This is a genomic window from Seonamhaeicola sp. MEBiC01930 (genome assembly GCF_045277075.1).
In the GTDB taxonomy this organism is placed as follows: domain Bacteria; phylum Bacteroidota; class Bacteroidia; order Flavobacteriales; family Flavobacteriaceae; genus Seonamhaeicola.
On record NZ_CP104270.1, the window covers coordinates 699,025 to 714,942 of the forward strand.

9 protein-coding genes are annotated in these 15,918 nt (G+C 36.0%); all 9 read right to left on the reverse strand.

Annotated elements, in window-relative coordinates:
* Positions 1 to 7 precede the first annotated feature (7 nt).
* The 9 genes from N1F78_RS03005 to N1F78_RS03045 all read right to left on the reverse strand — a co-directional run bounded on the left by N1F78_RS03005 (position 8) and on the right by N1F78_RS03045 (position 15,842).
* Positions 8 to 1,438, reverse strand: coding sequence for a sulfatase (locus tag N1F78_RS03005; RefSeq protein ID WP_406684714.1), 1,431 nt, complete (start codon positions 1,436 to 1,438; stop codon positions 8 to 10).
* A gap of 4 nt (positions 1,439 to 1,442) precedes the next feature.
* Entirely contained in the window at positions 1,443 to 2,483 is a 1,041-nt protein-coding gene (locus N1F78_RS03010) for a family 43 glycosylhydrolase (protein ID WP_406684715.1), read from the reverse strand.
* A 73-nt stretch (positions 2,484 to 2,556) separates the two neighbouring features.
* Positions 2,557 to 4,881 (reverse strand): glycosyl hydrolase family 95 catalytic domain-containing protein, encoded by a 2,325-nt coding sequence (locus N1F78_RS03015; protein ID WP_406684716.1) that lies wholly within the window; start codon positions 4,879 to 4,881, stop codon positions 2,557 to 2,559.
* A gap of 47 nt (positions 4,882 to 4,928) precedes the next feature.
* Entirely contained in the window at positions 4,929 to 6,359 is a 1,431-nt protein-coding gene (locus N1F78_RS03020; protein WP_406684717.1) for an arylsulfatase, read from the reverse strand.
* Between the two features lie 20 nt (positions 6,360 to 6,379).
* On the reverse strand, positions 6,380 to 8,848 hold the full coding sequence (locus N1F78_RS03025; RefSeq protein WP_406684718.1) for a glycosyl hydrolase family 95 catalytic domain-containing protein: 2,469 nt from the start codon (positions 8,846 to 8,848) through the stop codon (positions 6,380 to 6,382).
* A gap of 12 nt (positions 8,849 to 8,860) precedes the next feature.
* A complete protein-coding gene (locus N1F78_RS03030) occupies positions 8,861 to 10,963 on the reverse strand; it encodes a Sip1-related alpha-galactosidase (protein ID WP_406684719.1) in 2,103 nt (700 codons plus the stop codon).
* A gap of 13 nt (positions 10,964 to 10,976) precedes the next feature.
* The gene (locus tag N1F78_RS03035; protein ID WP_406684720.1) at positions 10,977 to 12,545 is read right to left on the reverse strand and encodes an arylsulfatase; all 1,569 of its coding nucleotides are present in this window, start codon (positions 12,543 to 12,545) and stop codon (positions 10,977 to 10,979) included.
* An 89-nt stretch (positions 12,546 to 12,634) separates the two neighbouring features.
* Positions 12,635 to 13,291: an SGNH/GDSL hydrolase family protein gene (locus N1F78_RS03040; RefSeq protein ID WP_406684721.1), complete on the reverse strand. Its 657-nt coding sequence runs from the start codon at positions 13,289 to 13,291 to the stop codon at positions 12,635 to 12,637.
* 4 nt (positions 13,292 to 13,295) lie between these two features.
* Positions 13,296 to 15,842 carry a GH116 family glycosyl-hydrolase gene (locus N1F78_RS03045; protein WP_406684722.1) on the reverse strand — a complete coding sequence of 849 codons (2,547 nt, stop codon included), beginning with the start codon at positions 15,840 to 15,842 and terminating at the stop codon, positions 13,296 to 13,298.
* Between the last annotated feature and the right edge of the window lie 76 nt (positions 15,843 to 15,918).

Below are 15,918 nucleotides of genomic sequence, written 5' to 3' on the forward strand. Positions count from 1 at the left end.
TTAGTACTTATTTATTGTTAGATGCAAAAAATCGATTCGGAGTAAAATAAGGTTCATCTCCTAAGGAACGGGCATTTTCTCCTCTCTTGTCCCAATCGCCAATATCTTTTTTAGCCCAATCCAATAGTTCTAATAGTTCATTTACAACTTCAGGATTTTCAGTTGAAACATCCTTTATTTCGGCAACATCAGTTTCTAAATTGTACAACATTGGTTTTGTAAATAAAACTCTATCGTTAGGAGCAATATGATTAGGCCATTTGGTATACCAAATAGATTTAGCATCTTGACGATGCGCCAAATGCAATTTCCACTTTCCTTTTCTAACTGCCCTTAATTCTTGATGTTGATAGTAGTAAAAAACTCTATCCAACTCTTTATTTTTTCCTTTTAACAACCCTGAAATATCAACTCCGTCAATTACTCTATCTGTAGGGATATTGGCTCCAGCAATATTTGCAATAGTTGGTAATAAATCTATGGTAGCTGTTACATGATGTACCTCTACACCTTCTGAAACTTTTCCTGGAGCACGAATAACGGCAGGCACTTTAAAGGCTCCATCCCAAGCTGAAGTTTTTGCACCTCTAAGAGGTTCCGCACTTCCTCCATGCTCTTTTTTAATCCACCACGGACCATTGTCACTAGTAAAAACCACATAGGTGTTTTCATCTAGACCATTCTCTTTTAACTTATCCAGAATTCTACCCACATTGTAATCTATCTCTTCTACAACATCACCATACAATCCTCTTTTAGAGGTTCCTTTAAATTCATCGGAAACAGCTAATCTGGTATGTGGCATGGTATGCGCTAGGTATATAAAAAACGGATTCTCAGTATTCCTATCTATAAAATCTAACGCTTCATTTGTATATATTTTGGTCAACTTTGACATGTCTGCATTCTTTTCTATCAGCTCATCGTTTCTAAGCAAATGTACTCTAGAATCGTTACTACCTGGTGTAAAAAAAGATTCATCAAAACCTTGATGCATGGGCAGTAGATTTTCGCTAAACTTTTCTGGGTTGTGCCCTGCCAAATCCCATTTACCAATCATACATGTTTTGTACCCTGCTGGTTTTAAGGCCTCTGCAATGGTTACCTCACTCAAAGCCAATTTAGGATGGGGAGATGCACCATTATCCGTTCTAGCATTTCTCATAGGATAACAACCTGTCATTAATGCTGCTCTGGAAGGTCCACAAACTGTTTGAGCATAAAAATTGGTTAACTTCATGCCTTCATCTGCCATCTTATCAATGTTAGGCGTTTTAATGTTTGGAGAACCAAAACAACCTATATCTCCATAGCCTAAATCATCTGCAAAAATGATGATGAAATTGGGTTTGTTTTTAGTTGTTTTTTGAGCTTCTACTTCATTCTTACATCCTGTCACAAAAATGACTAATACTAAACATGATAATAATTTCTTCATCTTACTATTTTATTTCATATCTAAATAGGTGTGCTTCACCTTTACTTTGTCTCATACAAATTCCCCATCCAGGAACATGGGTTGCCGTATTTCCATCCTCCAAATGTGGTCTATACAAACCTGGAGCCATAGGAATGTTAGTTAAGTTTTCTTGACTTGGTTCAAAGTTTAAACCATCTTTAGCCCAATGAATGGATTTGCTTAATGAAGTTAGTGAAGAAATTCCACCTTCTTGATTCCAAATCAAAACTTCATGACCCTTTTCTACTAGAGGTTTTGAATATTTTTGAAAAGGACCGTCAGGTTTATCTGCCATAGCCACTCCCATTTGTGTGCGTTTTGGTCCTTCTTTTCCATGTTCAATACATCTACCCTTATAATACATCCATATTTTCCCATCCTTCACCAATAAACTTGCATCATCAACACGGTAACTATCAAAATCTGACGACACTTCGCTATGCGCAATTACAGGATTTTTAGCAACACGATTAAAAGGACCATCGGGACTATCAGCAACAGCTACTCCAATTCCTGTAAAATCGGTAGTACTGTTTCCTTCAAATTTCCCTTTCGGGTTGCCTGGTGTAGGTTGTACTCCAGTATAATACAAATAGTACTTTCCTTTGTGAGCTAAAATATTTGGAGTAAACACCGAATGACTATCAAAATTTCCTTTCTCCCCCACATTCAAAGCCATACCTTGTTCTTGCCATGTATGTCCTTCATCTTCAGAAGTAGCATACCAAATAGTACCCCAGTATCCAGACCTAACTGGCTTATCCATTCTAGTATACCAGATGTAGTATTTGGTTCCAACTTTAATAATATCGCTTGGGTCTCTTCTATTATAAACCGAATCTTTACCTATGCTTGTAACTTCAGAATAGCTGAAATTCACTGTTTTTTCTTTGTTTTCCTGATTTACAACCTCATGGACAGTCTCTTCTTTTTTCTCTTTTTTGTTACCACAAGCGGTGATTAGCATTAAACTCATAACCATGATAGGGAAATAAAAATGGCTTCTTTTAAATAGTATTGTCATCGGTTTTATATTTTTAATTGAATAGTTTATCATGATTTGAAGGTTTTATACTTCAGTTTAAATATTTCTCGTTTTAATGTTTCCAATCATAAGTTTCATCTTTTTTCAATGTGATGACTTCACTTAGTTTTCCTTCTGAATAAATCCTAAAACTCCCGCCTATTATAGCGCGAATTTTTGCCTGTTTTAACTTTCCATTTTCCCATTCAATATCCACTTCAAAACCACCTCGTGCTATCAATCCTGTAATGCTGCCATTTGGCCATGCCGTTGGCAAAGCAGGTAACAAACTAATTTTATCATCATGACTTTGCATAAGCATTTCGGTAATACCTGAAACTAATCCAAAATTTCCGTCAATCTGAAAAGGAGGATGAACATCTAACAGATTTGGTAATGTAGATTTTTGTTGTAGTGCAATAATGTTTTCATGGGCTTTTTCTGCTTCCAATAAACGTGCCCAAAAGTTAATAATCCATGCGCGACTCCAACCCGTATGTCCTCCACCATTAGCCAAACGGTGTTCTATAGTTTTTTTTGCTGCATTGAACAAATCTGGAGTATTTTCCTTTGAAATCTGATTTGAAGGATGCAGCGCATATAAATGTGAAATATGACGGTGCCCTGGGTCACGCTCCTTAAACTCCTCCATCCACTCCATCAAACGACCATCACTACCAATTTGTAAAGGTTGAATTTTTGCTATCTTACTTTTTAATATATTCCTAAAGTCTTCATCTATACCCAAAATTTCTGCAGATTCTATACAGTTATGGTATAATTCCAAAATAATCGACCTATCCATAGTAGAGGCCATAGACACTGTTGCAATTTCTCCTTCTTCTGTTATAAAATCGTTCTCTGGTGATATTGAAGGAGAAGTTACCAAATAGCCCGTTTTGGGGTCTATAATCATAAAGTCTAAGAAAAATTCGGCAGCCTTTTTCATTATAGGATACGCATGATTAGCTAAATATTCTTTGTCCCTAGTATATTGATAATGTGTAAATAGATGCTGACAACTCCAAGCTGCTCCCATTGGCCACATGCCATATCGAGCCCTTCCGAAAGGCGCCGTCATATGCCAAGCATCACTAGTATGATGAGCCACAAAACCACGGCTTCCATAAGTTTCTCTAGCCGTAATTCTACCCATTTCCTGCAAATCGTCAATAAAGTTCAAAAACGGTTTGTGACACTCTGCAAGATTTGTCATTTCAGCCATCCAATAATTCATTTGAATATTAATATTGATATGATAATCTGAATTCCAAGGAGGTTTAAATCCGTTTACCCAAATACCCTGTAAATTAGCTGGAAGCGTTCCTGGTCGCGAACTACTAATGAGCAAATATCGCCCGTATTGATAATGAAGTTGGGTAAGATAATTATCTATAACACCATCTTTTACTCGCTGTAAACGCTTGTCTGTTGGTAATTTTTCAATATCTCCTTCATAGATTTTAAAATCTAATCTTTTAAATAGTGAACGGTAATCATCTATATGTGTTTTATATAAATTCTCATAATCTTTATTCACCACTTTTTTAAGGTATGTTTCCGTAAGAACTTTAGGGTCTTCCCCTCTATAATTACTATTCGCTATAATTCTTATAGTTAATTCATCAGCATCTGAAATTACAATTTTATTATCGCGAACCTCAGATGTTCCGCCTTTGGTTTCAAAATGAATGGCTGCCTGAAATTTTACGCCAATTCCATCACCAACGTGTTCTGAAAAACGAATACTATTTTCACTAAGCTCAATCTGAGTATTATCAGTTCGTTTTATAAAGGCAGATAAACTAATGGCCTTACTTTGGTCTGCCGTATATTTAATAAGCATAGCTTTATCAGGGTAACTTGAAAAACATTCCCTCTGAAATGTAATACCTCCTTTTTTAAAACTAGTGGTCTGTACAGCATTATTTAAATCCAGTTCTCGACTGAAATTGGTAATACTACCAAATCCTTGCCGCTCTACAAAGAAATTAGCTAACATCTGGTTTGTCATGGTTCCTGTAGGAAGACGTTTTGCTAAAAGGTTTTCCGTGAGGTATGTTTCAGCTTCTACATATTTACCATCAAAAATTAATTGCTGAATATTCTTAAGAACTTCAGGACCAGCTTTTTTATCACGGTTATAACGTTTCTCACCAGTCCATATGGTTTCTTCGTTTAAACAAATTATTTCTTTTGAAGGCGTACCATACACCATCGCCCCCAAACTCCCATTTCCAATAGGCAGCCCCTCATTCCATTTTTTGGTGGGTTGTTCGAACCAGATTTTTAAAGCCTGTTCATTACTTTCTTGGTTTTTGCTTTCTTGTTCTGAATCGGAACATGCAAAGCAAAATACTAAAATGAATATCACTATAACTGTTCTGTATATCGACATACTACTTTTTTTATAATTTTATAAAACCCTCTTTGTGTTAGGTTCTTTTAATCTTTTTTATGTCCTTTAAAACCAACCGAAGCATCTAAAACCTCTCCCTTTTTTGGTGGCGTATAGGCTTCTTTGGCATAGCTCAGCATTTTTTTTAGAATTTTAGAATTTTCAGCCACTAGATTTTGCTTCTCTTCAATATCTGTACTCAAATTATACAACTCGTAATCTAACTGATTTTTAGGTTTAATAGCCTTCCATTCTCCCATTCTAATAGCGTTACTTTTGGGGTCTTCCCAGTACAAATAATCATGTTGTTTTTGAGAATCATTTGAATGTTCACCAAATAATGTTGGTAGAATAGAAATGCCATCAGTTGTAGGTGGCGTTTGCGTTCCAGCAATATCGGCAAGCGTTGGCATAATGTCTGGAAAGTATCCTAAATGATTTGAAACACTTCCTTTTTCAATCTTTTCAGGCCAATAGGCTATGAAAGGAATTCTGAGGCCGCCTTCATAAAAATTGCCTTTTCCCCCTCTAAAACGTTTACCTGTTTTGGGGTTTAAATTTGGAGCAAAAAAGCCATGTGGGTGATTTTCATTTTTAAAATATGGTTGCCCGCCATTATCCCCCGACACAAAAACTATGGTGTTATCGGCAATACACAATTCTTCAAGTAAATCTACAATTTCACCAATTTGCCTATCTACCATTTCAACCATTGCCGCATACATCTGTGCATCGTATTTGCCTTTTTGGTTGGTAGCATCCCACTGCTTATTCTTATATTTTTCCCAAGCCGGCTCATCTTCGGGCATAGACCAATAACCATGTGGTGGAGTCCAAGCCATATAAGCAAAAAACGGTTCTTCTTTATTAGAACGAATAAACTCTAATCCCTTTTCATGAATGAGATGATGAGAAAATGTTTCTCCGTCTAAAAAATCGCCAGTATTACCTTCTAGTGGCACTTTGTTACTATTGTGAACTAAATATTTTGGATAATAGGTATGGGCGTGCACTTGGTGATAATATCCAAAAAAGGTGTCGAAACCGTGTTTTTCGGGCACACCGGTTGTTCCAACATCACCCAATCCCCATTTACCAAATCCACCAGTGGTATATCCAGCTTCTTTAAGCATACTAGCAATAGTAGTATCATCCTCTGCTAAACCCAATCCTCCACTGTTAGAACGTACTGTGGTATGACCGGTATGCTGACCTGTAATGAACGTACTTCTAGTGGGGGCACAAACACTTCCACCAGCCAAAAATTGTGTAAAACGCATACCTTCTGAAGCTAGTTTATCAATGTTAGGTGTTTCAAAAATAGGGTGACCCATTCCAGATGACTCAAAGTATCCCCATTCGTCCAACATAATATAAACGATATTGGGCTTTTCTTTTTCCTCTTGCTTAGTATTACAACCTGTTAAACTCAATAACACGAGTACCAATAACCCGAAAGGTATTTTTATATGTTTCATTCTAAATCTCTTTTCTAACATTAATTATTTGTCCAAATCATGAATTCCCCTTGTTTTAATGACAAAATTTTACTCAGTTTACTATCTGAATAAACCCTAAAGCTCCCGCCTTTAATAGCATGAATTTTAGCTTGTTTTAGTTTTCCATTTTTCCATATAATATCTACTTCAAAACCACCTCGTGCTCTTAAACCTTTAACACTACCATTAGACCATGCCGTTGGTAATGCTGGTAACAAATGAAGGATATAAGGTGCATCTGCAATACGCTCTTCGGGCACAACAGGATTAAAATAATTAGCATTCTCGTCATCTTTTTGATATGCTACAAATGCAGCTTCTTCAATACTTTCAGCCGCATTATCAATACTCCTTAAATGACTTTGTAACAACATTTCACAAACACCAGCAGTACCTCCAAAATTCCCATCGATTTGAAAAGGTGGATGAAAATCAAACAAATTGGGATATGCCCGCTTTGAGGTTAAAAACTTATAAAACTGATGCGCTTTATCTCCATTGTGCAATCTTGCCCAGAAATTGGTTTTCCAAGCTGTACTCCAACCTGTAGAAATATCGCCTCTATGCTTCATAGTTACCAATGCTGCATCGGCAATTTCTTTGGTTGTTAAAGGTGAAAAATCCCGCCCTGGATGTAAGGCTATTAAATGAGAAATATGACGATGATGATCTGTTGGACTATCCCAATCCTCTGGCCATTCCTGTACTTGACCATATTGACCAATTTTCTGCGGACTCAATTTAGGGGTTATGGTTTGTAACTTCTCTCTAAACTTTTCATCCTGACTTAAAATGGTAGAAGCTTCAATACAATCTGTGAATAAATTTAACACTAATTGCTGTTCGTATGCTGTTCCGTAAGCTTGTTTATTTAGTTTACCATGTTCTTCTACCAAATAAGCATTTTCTGGTGACCATGTTGGATAAACCACCAATGAACCATCTTTCCAAGGGGCTAAAAATTCTAAATAGAATTCTGCAGCTCCTTTTATTATGGGGTAAATTTCCTCAAGATAGTTTTTATCTTGATTAAAGGCATAATGCTCAAATAAGTTTTGACATAACCAAGCTCCAGATTGTTGCATTCTACGACCGTGTACATTTGGAGCAGTAAATCCAAAAACATTCCCGTTTAACCCTGTACTCCAGCCTTTATTTATACCATAAGTTTCCTTTGCTACATGTTTTCCAGACTCTGCCAATATTTTAAGCCATTCTACATAAGGAGAAAAAGAACCTGGTAAATTTGCTGTTTCCGTCATCCAATAATTCATGGCTACATTTATATCGGTATGGTAATCACAGTTCCAAGCAGGTTTTAAATGGCCATTCCATAAGCCCTGTAAGTTAGAAGGTACTGGAGCCGACCGCGAACAACTTAGCTGCAAATAACGAGCGTAATTGAAATACAAGTTTTCTAACTCTAAGCTCGACCCTTTTTTTATCAATTCATCTGTAGTTAAGTTAGAAGGTTGGTATTTAAGATTTAACACACAATTATCCATTAAGGAAGTGACATCTTCTTGATGATTTGTTTTAAGTTTACTATATCCTAAATTAATAGCATCACCTAGAGTTTTTTCTACATCAGTCTTAAAATCACGCCCTTTAAAAGAGGGATAAACTGGTAAATAATCGGTGTACGCAGAAACATATATTTTAACATCTTTTGCCTTTTCTACCCATAAAGAACCATCTTGTTGAGGCACTACTTTTGCTTTACCAGTATCTACATATATATTTTTCTGAAATTGAACCGGGTCTTTTACCATGGAAGCCTCTCCATTTAAAACAATTACATTTCCTTCGGCTTTTAAATTGGTGATATTGTGAAGTGTATTCGCTTTTATTACAAGATTGAAATCCGAGTTTTCAGCCATATAGCGCATGGCGATAACATCGTTAGGGTAACTGCAAAAATATTCTCTAGAAAATTTTGCATTACCGATACTGTAACTAACATTCCCTACTCCAGTAAAAGCATCTAAAGACCTACAATAATTAGTAACTTCTTTGGTTTGATGTTCTGTTGAAATAAATATATCAGCAAAAGGCGCATAATTACCTAAAGGTTGCTGGGTGCTCAGGTATTTGGTAGACATGCCTTCCATACTATTTTCTGAGGTACCATATTTTTCGCTCCTATAAGCTTCACGTACTTTTTCAAAATTTTTATAAGCCCCAATTCTAGTTCCTGATTGAGCTACTTCATCTAAGCCTCTTTTGGCATTCATCCATAAGGTGATTTCATTTAGCATGATATGTTCTTCTTCAATACCCCCGGAAAACATGGCGCCCAAACGCCCATTACCCAGAGGTAATGCTTCTTGCATAAATCCAGCTTCTCTATAGTCCTTCCTTTGTTTTTGAGTAAATTCAGTAGCTGGCTCGTCATAGCTCAATAAAAATTGCGCATTAACTAATAACCCTGAAATTAAAAACACTAAAGTGACAATACCTTTATTCATACTGTTATTTCTCTATTCAATATTTGATGAAATGATGTATTTGTTATCTGTTTTTGGCTTAACCAATTTCCCGCTCCATAATCCATTTTCTAATGGTGCAAATTCAAAATTTTCAGATTGTGGTATTTTACCATTCGTCCACAATAAAAGAGAACCATTTTCCACCATTTCTATTTCAAGTGATTTTTCATCAACCCTTATCAATTCAAAAGTTGAAGCAGCTAAGTACTTATCTGGTCTTCCAATAACAGACCAACCGGATTGAATCGGATTCAATAACAACAGTTTTTCTTTTCTTGATTCTAATTGAAATTGGTAATCTTTATAAAGAACCTGAGCTGTACCTAAATGATAATCATACAGCAGAACACCTTCTTTTGGCAATTCCCAAAGCCCATTATAAGGTTGAATCATGCCACCTGCAAAAGCATAATCTTTCAAGGAAACTTGTGTCGTTTGCCCCTCATCATTCTGACTTAGATTTACCGCCATGATTGCCGCAGTTTTATTTTTTAATGGCGCTATAACTCTAAAAGACTTCCCATCAGAGTACGGGTCTTGCATTAAACTTTCCGGAAGGGGAACCGCTGGAGCTAACGTTCCTAAAATAAGCCCATCATTATAAGTTAGAGGTTTTAAAACTTCATCGGTTATATGTTCTGGTACATCAGACAAATAAATAGGCCCTCCAGACATGGCTCTTGCAATGGCCATTAACTGAGCCGTTTCTTCAAAATTGGCGTAAAACATATCTTGGTCTAACCAATGTGTATGCCCTAGCCATAATGCGTTGGTAAAGTTTTGAACTAAGGTAATATCCAACCTATCCCTTGTTGTTTTGTAATCAACACTTCCACGAATAATACTACTATGCCTTTGATTAAATACATTAAAATTTTGTTGTGCAATACAATTTAACAACATCAAATTCTTGTTTTTGCAGTTTTCTTCTAAAGCAATGTTGTTATAATGCACACCAAGAATAGCATTACTAGCTCCTGTATTGTTTCTAAAATTATCTGACTGAAAATCAACTTTAATAATATCGAAACCATTGTCTTTAGTATCAAAAGTCATTTCATGAAAAAATGCGTTAGACGCTTGTTCAGATATTTTTGGAACATAAAGCGGTTTTTTACCACTCGGGTTTCGTAATACTAAATGTTCTTTTAAATCAGGCATATTATATTCTGGTGATACCGCACCAAAATAGCCATTGAAGTTACGCCAAATTCCCATCCATTTTATTTTATCATCCTTCTGACTTGTAATGGGTTTCCAGCCGTTTGGAAACTTCTTTTTATCAACACCAAATGATACTAATTGTCCTTTTTTGTGGTCCAAATAGCCATCATCAATTAGCATCCATCTAAAGGGAATTGCGCTTTCTTTTAATCCCTGTAAAGCATTTAAAATAACATCTTCGTTTATTTTGTGCTTATAATGTTCCCAAGAACACCAACCTAAATATTTATAAGCTTCAGGGTATGTTTTTTCAGAACGCCAATTAATATTCTCTTTTACATTTTTAATTTTCATGGCTTGCTCCCAAACCAATCTTGCTGCCTCATAAGGGCTTTCTGATTCTGCATAACTCAATAATGGTAAGGCTACATGCTCTGTGTCAGTTCCATAAGTTGCCACCGTTAAATAGATTTTTTCATCACGAATTGAAAACGTATTACCTGTGCGGTTAGACACTAAAGGTAAAAGTGCCAAATATTCTCCATTTTCTTTTTGAAGCATCATAAATGAACCAAGATTGATATTACTATCAAACCGTGGCGCTTCGTGTTGGTAGTTACTTAATTCTGAAATATCATCAAACCAAAGTGGCTCAACCCTATTTCCTGCCGCGAGTTTTTCTGAAAATGGTCTAAAATAAACCCCCTTTTTATACTCAGGAAGTTCTAGTTTTATTTCTGAAATAATTCCATTAGAATCTGGTTTTAATTCTTGCATTTTAACAGTTACAACTCCCTTATTATTGAACATTGCTACATTCAATGACTTTGGAATCAAATCAAGTTCAGATTCTTGTTTTTCTGCCTTGGTATGTTCTGAACATGATATTAAACAAGATATCGAAAGAACAAAAAGAAATAAATTCTTCATTTAAATGTGATTATTAGTTTATAATTGGTTCGATTTGACTCCATCCATTCATTCCTTCATTTTGTTGAATGGCACCTTCTGTACTTCTTCCATCAAGAATTATTTTCTTTAAAGCCGCTTTTAATTCATTGGCTTTTTCTGTGTTTTCAACTATGAGGTTTTTGGTTTCTCCAATATCATCTTTCAAATTGTATAATTGCATATCGGGTAAATCCAAATTTTCATTTTTAATGTCAACAGGCCTAGGATAAGACCATCCTCCAGAGCCTGGACAAACATTTAATTTCCAATCACCTTGTCTAATGGCGAAAGAGCCATTAATAGAATGATGAACGGTATATTCTCTAATTTCATCATCACTTTCTCCAATTAGTAATGGTAACATACTAAAGCTATCTTCAGCTTCAGAATCTTGAATTTGGTATCCGGATATATCTGCACAAGTAGCGAAAAAATCGGTGGTACAAATGGTTTGTTCTGAACTTGAATTTTTTAATGCCTTTGCGGGCCATTCAACAATAAAAGGCACACGATGACCGCCTTCAAATATATCCGCTTTTGAACCTCTAAATTTAGAACTAGGATTATGGTTTACTTTGGCGAGTTCTTCAAAACCCGCACGAGGAGAGCATCCATTATCACTTGTAAAAACCAATAATGTGTTTTCCGAAATACCTTGGTTTTTAAGAGCCTCCCTAATTTGCCTTACCACATCATCAACTTGCATTACAAAATCACCATACATGTTGGTATTACTTTTGCCTAGAAACTCTGTGGTTGGTAAAATAGGTGTATGTGGTGCTGGTAAAGGAAAATACAAGAAGAAAGGCGTTTTGCTTTTTGCTTCCTCACTAATATAATTTACAGCTCTATCAGTTAAATCCTGAAGTAAAAGCGTATGATTAAAATCATCTGAAGTAGGTCCCTTACGCCAAAATCCTTTTTCATCTACATTAACTGTTGTTTTCGTTGGTACCATGGTAGGCATGTCATTTTCAACATAAACATAGGGTGCCATATCTAATGAGCCACAAAAACCAAAGGAATAATCGAATCCATGAGTTGATGGTCCGTTTTTTATAGGTTTACTATAGTCAACGGATAACTGTCCATCCCATTTGTTCCTATCATCTTCATTAGCATCTTCTTGAATTGCCCAGTCCCAACCTAAATGCCATTTACCAATATAAGCTGTTGAATAATTTTGCGTTTTAAGCATTTCAGCTATGGTTGTGCGCTCTTGTTTTATAAGAGATGTTGAATATCCACCAAGTACTGACTTTTTTAATGAAGACCTCCAATTATAACGTCCTGTTAAAATACCATATCTAGTTGGTGTACAAACAGAAGATGATGTATGTGCATCTGTAAATTTAATACCATTGGCAGCCATATCATCTAAATTTGGTGTTGGTATTTTCCCTTCCGGATTAAAGGATTTTACATCACCATAACCTAAATCATCTGCCAGAATGTAAATGATATTTGGTTCCTGGATTTTACTTTCTTCTTTTGTTTCTTCTTTTTTTGATTGACATGCAACCGTTAGAATAGATAGTAAAATAATTAATATTTGTTTCATTTTAATTGGTTTAGTTTACTTAGTTAATATGATATTGATATGGTATTTTTATTATAATTGTTTCGTTTTCCTATAATCTTTAAAAGCATCTACTCTATTGCTTGTTTTAAAAATTCTGAAATATGTTCTCCTAACAATTCATAGCCCTTTTTTGTATAATGTACATCATCATTACCTATCCCGAAATCAGCATGTATTACTTTGGAAGCTTCAAAAACATCATTGATTTTCACCCCATTCGCTTTCATTATTTTTTTGGCTATACCATTATAGGTTATGGCATCTTCCTGAAACCGTCCTGCTTCTTTTTCTGGAACGTAGGTGGTTGTTGCGAAAATTAATTCTGCATCAGAATGACGCTTTATGAGTTTAACAAGAGCTTCAAGATTATTCTCATATTCCTCAGGACTAAATGTAATAGTTCCATTTACTTTATCCCTTTTTCCTTGAACTTTTGAATCGGGGTGCCGATAACATAAATCCCATAAGCCCCAATTAAAATGAATAATATCCCAGTCGCCATCTGCCAACCAAGACTCTATATACTTTAAACCATTACCCGTATGTTTTGCATTTCCGGGGTTATGATGTACCTCAGCCATGTCTTTCAACTCTTCCTTAACAAAGGGCGTATAACCATTTGAAATGGAATCGCCAATAATTAAAACTTTAGGTTTTGGCTGCTTAAAACTTAATAAGGCAACCACTAAAACCAATACAACAAAAGATACCCTCAAATTTTTCATACTATTAAAAATCAACAGTTAAACTTTCTCCATTTGAAATAGTTTTGCGCCTTAGCTTCTTTTTCCCAAGACCTTTAAGCGTGAAACTTTTAAGTTCCAATTGCCCATAAAGCACGTTTATTTTTGCCGACTTATTTTTTACTTCGCAAGAGCCCCAACTATAGCCGTTGCTCCAGAAATAAACACCCGATTTAGAAGTAAATTTTATGGATTTATCAACACCTGAATAATGAAATCCTGTACTTGCCAATACGCCTCCCCAAGCCATCATACTTCTGGCATAATGATGCCCATATTCTGCCTCGTTAAAGGGGTTTCGCTTTTTACCATCATAACGATTGCGAATATCTTGAATGGTTTTTAAACCTTCCTCTATTTGGCCTTCATACAACATAGCTACTGCCGCCGTATGTTCGAATCCAGTCATTACTTCAGTAAAATATGGAAAGGGTTGTTTGGGTCTTTTCCCAGGATAATCAGCCATCAATAATGCTGACTCGTTACCATAGGCATACGAACGCATAAAGTTGGGATGCTTCATCAGGTTTTCTCGGTAGTTGTATTTTAAAATAGATGCATTGGTTTTTTTAACGTTATCCTTGTCCACCAAATAGCCTAAGTCTAATATGTGAGCCATTACTTGCCCTACCAATTGGTCTACAAGTACACCTTCTCCCAACTGATATTGTGGGTCGTCTGCAACCAATCGTCTTTTTACTCGTATAAGTCCTTTTGCAATACTATCAAGATGCATTGGAGGTACTATTTCCTGCACATAATATTCACCATTAAACAGATTTTCATCCATCCATTTTGAACCATTTTCATATAAAGCCCTACAAGTTTTAGCAAATTTTCTATCTCCTATATAGTTCGCCATTTTTTCGGAAGCTCGTAAGGCACCCAAATACCACAATCCCATTTGTGGGTTGGGTCCAAAATATTCCACATCCATGGTGTTATGCTGACTGCCTTCCATAACGCCATCTTTATCAGGATCCCACCCTTTTGGAATCCAACAGAATTCCAAAGCCTTTTTCACATTTGACAAGTGCTTTTTCAAAAATGCATCATCACCTGAAAGTTGCCATTCTCGGTAGTATTTCATTATACTTCCCATCTGTCCGTCAGCAGCAGCCAATCCAAAACTTGTAGCCTTCGTTTCCAATGGTAAATGTATGCGATAGCTCATCAATCCGTTCTCATCAGTGGCATATCCAAATTCCACTTCGCGCATATTTTGCGCAATATCTCCGAATAAAAACGGAATGGTTTGTTCGTAATTCCAAACGTGCGTGCATGTTCCGGTACCGCTTCCATCGTTATCCTTGATACCTTCCCAACCCAAATAATAACCTGATTTGGTTTTAAAAGCCAGTTGTGTTCTAAAGTGTGCCAAATTGAACAAAGCGGCTTCTTTTACAATTTCTGGGATATCACTACTAATAAATGCTTCTACAAAGGTTTTGGTTTGTTTTTCCAAGTCCGGAATTCTTTTAACATTTTTCTGTGCGACTTCCCAAGAATCGGAATACTGAGTAGCGTAATAATTACCCACATTAGACTTTGCATTACTCCATGCGGGACGATTAGGAAAATTCCAGGTAATAAAAAATCTAATATCCTTTGTTTCATTAGGAGCTAAAATTGTTTTAACTGCCAACGAGCCCATATTATTTTTTTGTTCAGACGTTCGTTCTTCCAGTTTACCATCATCGGTATAGTCGTCCCAAAATTCCAAAGTACTATTCCCCCACTCACCAGGTTGCCATGCGGTTCGATAAGATATTTCGCCTTCGCTATTTGTTGTCAAGCTAAACGTTCCATATTGATAACTTTCTTTATCTACGTCGTCACCGGCCGTATAATGAATGCCTTTTAAACCATTTTCTTCCCTGTACGTATTTTTATTTTGATATGCTTTTCCTTCCTTGCCATCAAATCCTATGAAGTTAGGAATGTTACCTGCTAAAGAAATAGTAATCGGTTTTTCACTGGTGTTTTTTACCTTATAACTTAATACTGCCATTGGAAGGCTACTATAGTCTGTATTTCCAGGTATTAATGGATTAAATGCTCCAACCGTAACTTCTACAGGCAAATCTTTATCTTGTAACAACACTTGACCAAAAGGATAAGCCGTTTGAAATCTAGACTCCGCAAAACGAGGTAGTCCGTGGTTTGGTGCTTTAGACCCATAAAAACCTTCATCATATTTAGTAGGTGCTGGACCTTCTAAAAGTAATGCTTGCCCTTCTTTACCTTCTTCCTTAAGATAAATAGAGAAAAATGGTGCACGATTTATAACAGCAACACCTGCATATTTTGGATTATAACCCTTTGCAGGCCGACTCATAATTTCCCAATCTTCCAGAGCACCTCTTCCTGTTAAGGAAATGGTTCCCGTTCCAATACCCCCAACTGGCATAGCTATTCTATCTGTATGATTTTGATCATAAGTTTTAAGTACTGGCCAACTATTTTGTTGTGCGTTTAAAAAACCACTAAAACTTATAATCAAGGTAAAACAAAGTAATCTTAATGGGTTCATAATTCTATATTGAATTTCTTTATTAAATGATTAATTGTTGTTTGAAGTTATGGGTCGGACTATAGTCTTACTCAAA

What these genes read in the sequence shown, in the direction of transcription:
- N1F78_RS03005 (WP_406684714.1), bottom strand. Translation starts at nt 1,438, where the DNA reads ATGAAGAAATTATTATCATGTTTAGTATTAGTCATTTTTGTGACAGGA.
- N1F78_RS03010 (WP_406684715.1), bottom strand. Translation starts at nt 2,483, where the DNA reads ATGACAATACTATTTAAAAGAAGCCATTTTTATTTCCCTATCATGGTT.
- N1F78_RS03015 (WP_406684716.1), bottom strand. Translation starts at nt 4,881, where the DNA reads ATGTCGATATACAGAACAGTTATAGTGATATTCATTTTAGTATTTTGC.
- N1F78_RS03020 (WP_406684717.1), bottom strand. Translation starts at nt 6,359, where the DNA reads ATGAAACATATAAAAATACCTTTCGGGTTATTGGTACTCGTGTTATTG.
- N1F78_RS03025 (WP_406684718.1), bottom strand. Translation starts at nt 8,848, where the DNA reads ATGAATAAAGGTATTGTCACTTTAGTGTTTTTAATTTCAGGGTTATTA.
- N1F78_RS03030 (WP_406684719.1), bottom strand. Translation starts at nt 10,963, where the DNA reads ATGAAGAATTTATTTCTTTTTGTTCTTTCGATATCTTGTTTAATATCA.
- N1F78_RS03035 (WP_406684720.1), bottom strand. Translation starts at nt 12,545, where the DNA reads ATGAAACAAATATTAATTATTTTACTATCTATTCTAACGGTTGCATGT.
- N1F78_RS03040 (WP_406684721.1), bottom strand. Translation starts at nt 13,291, where the DNA reads ATGAAAAATTTGAGGGTATCTTTTGTTGTATTGGTTTTAGTGGTTGCC.
- N1F78_RS03045 (WP_406684722.1), bottom strand. Translation starts at nt 15,842, where the DNA reads ATGAACCCATTAAGATTACTTTGTTTTACCTTGATTATAAGTTTTAGT.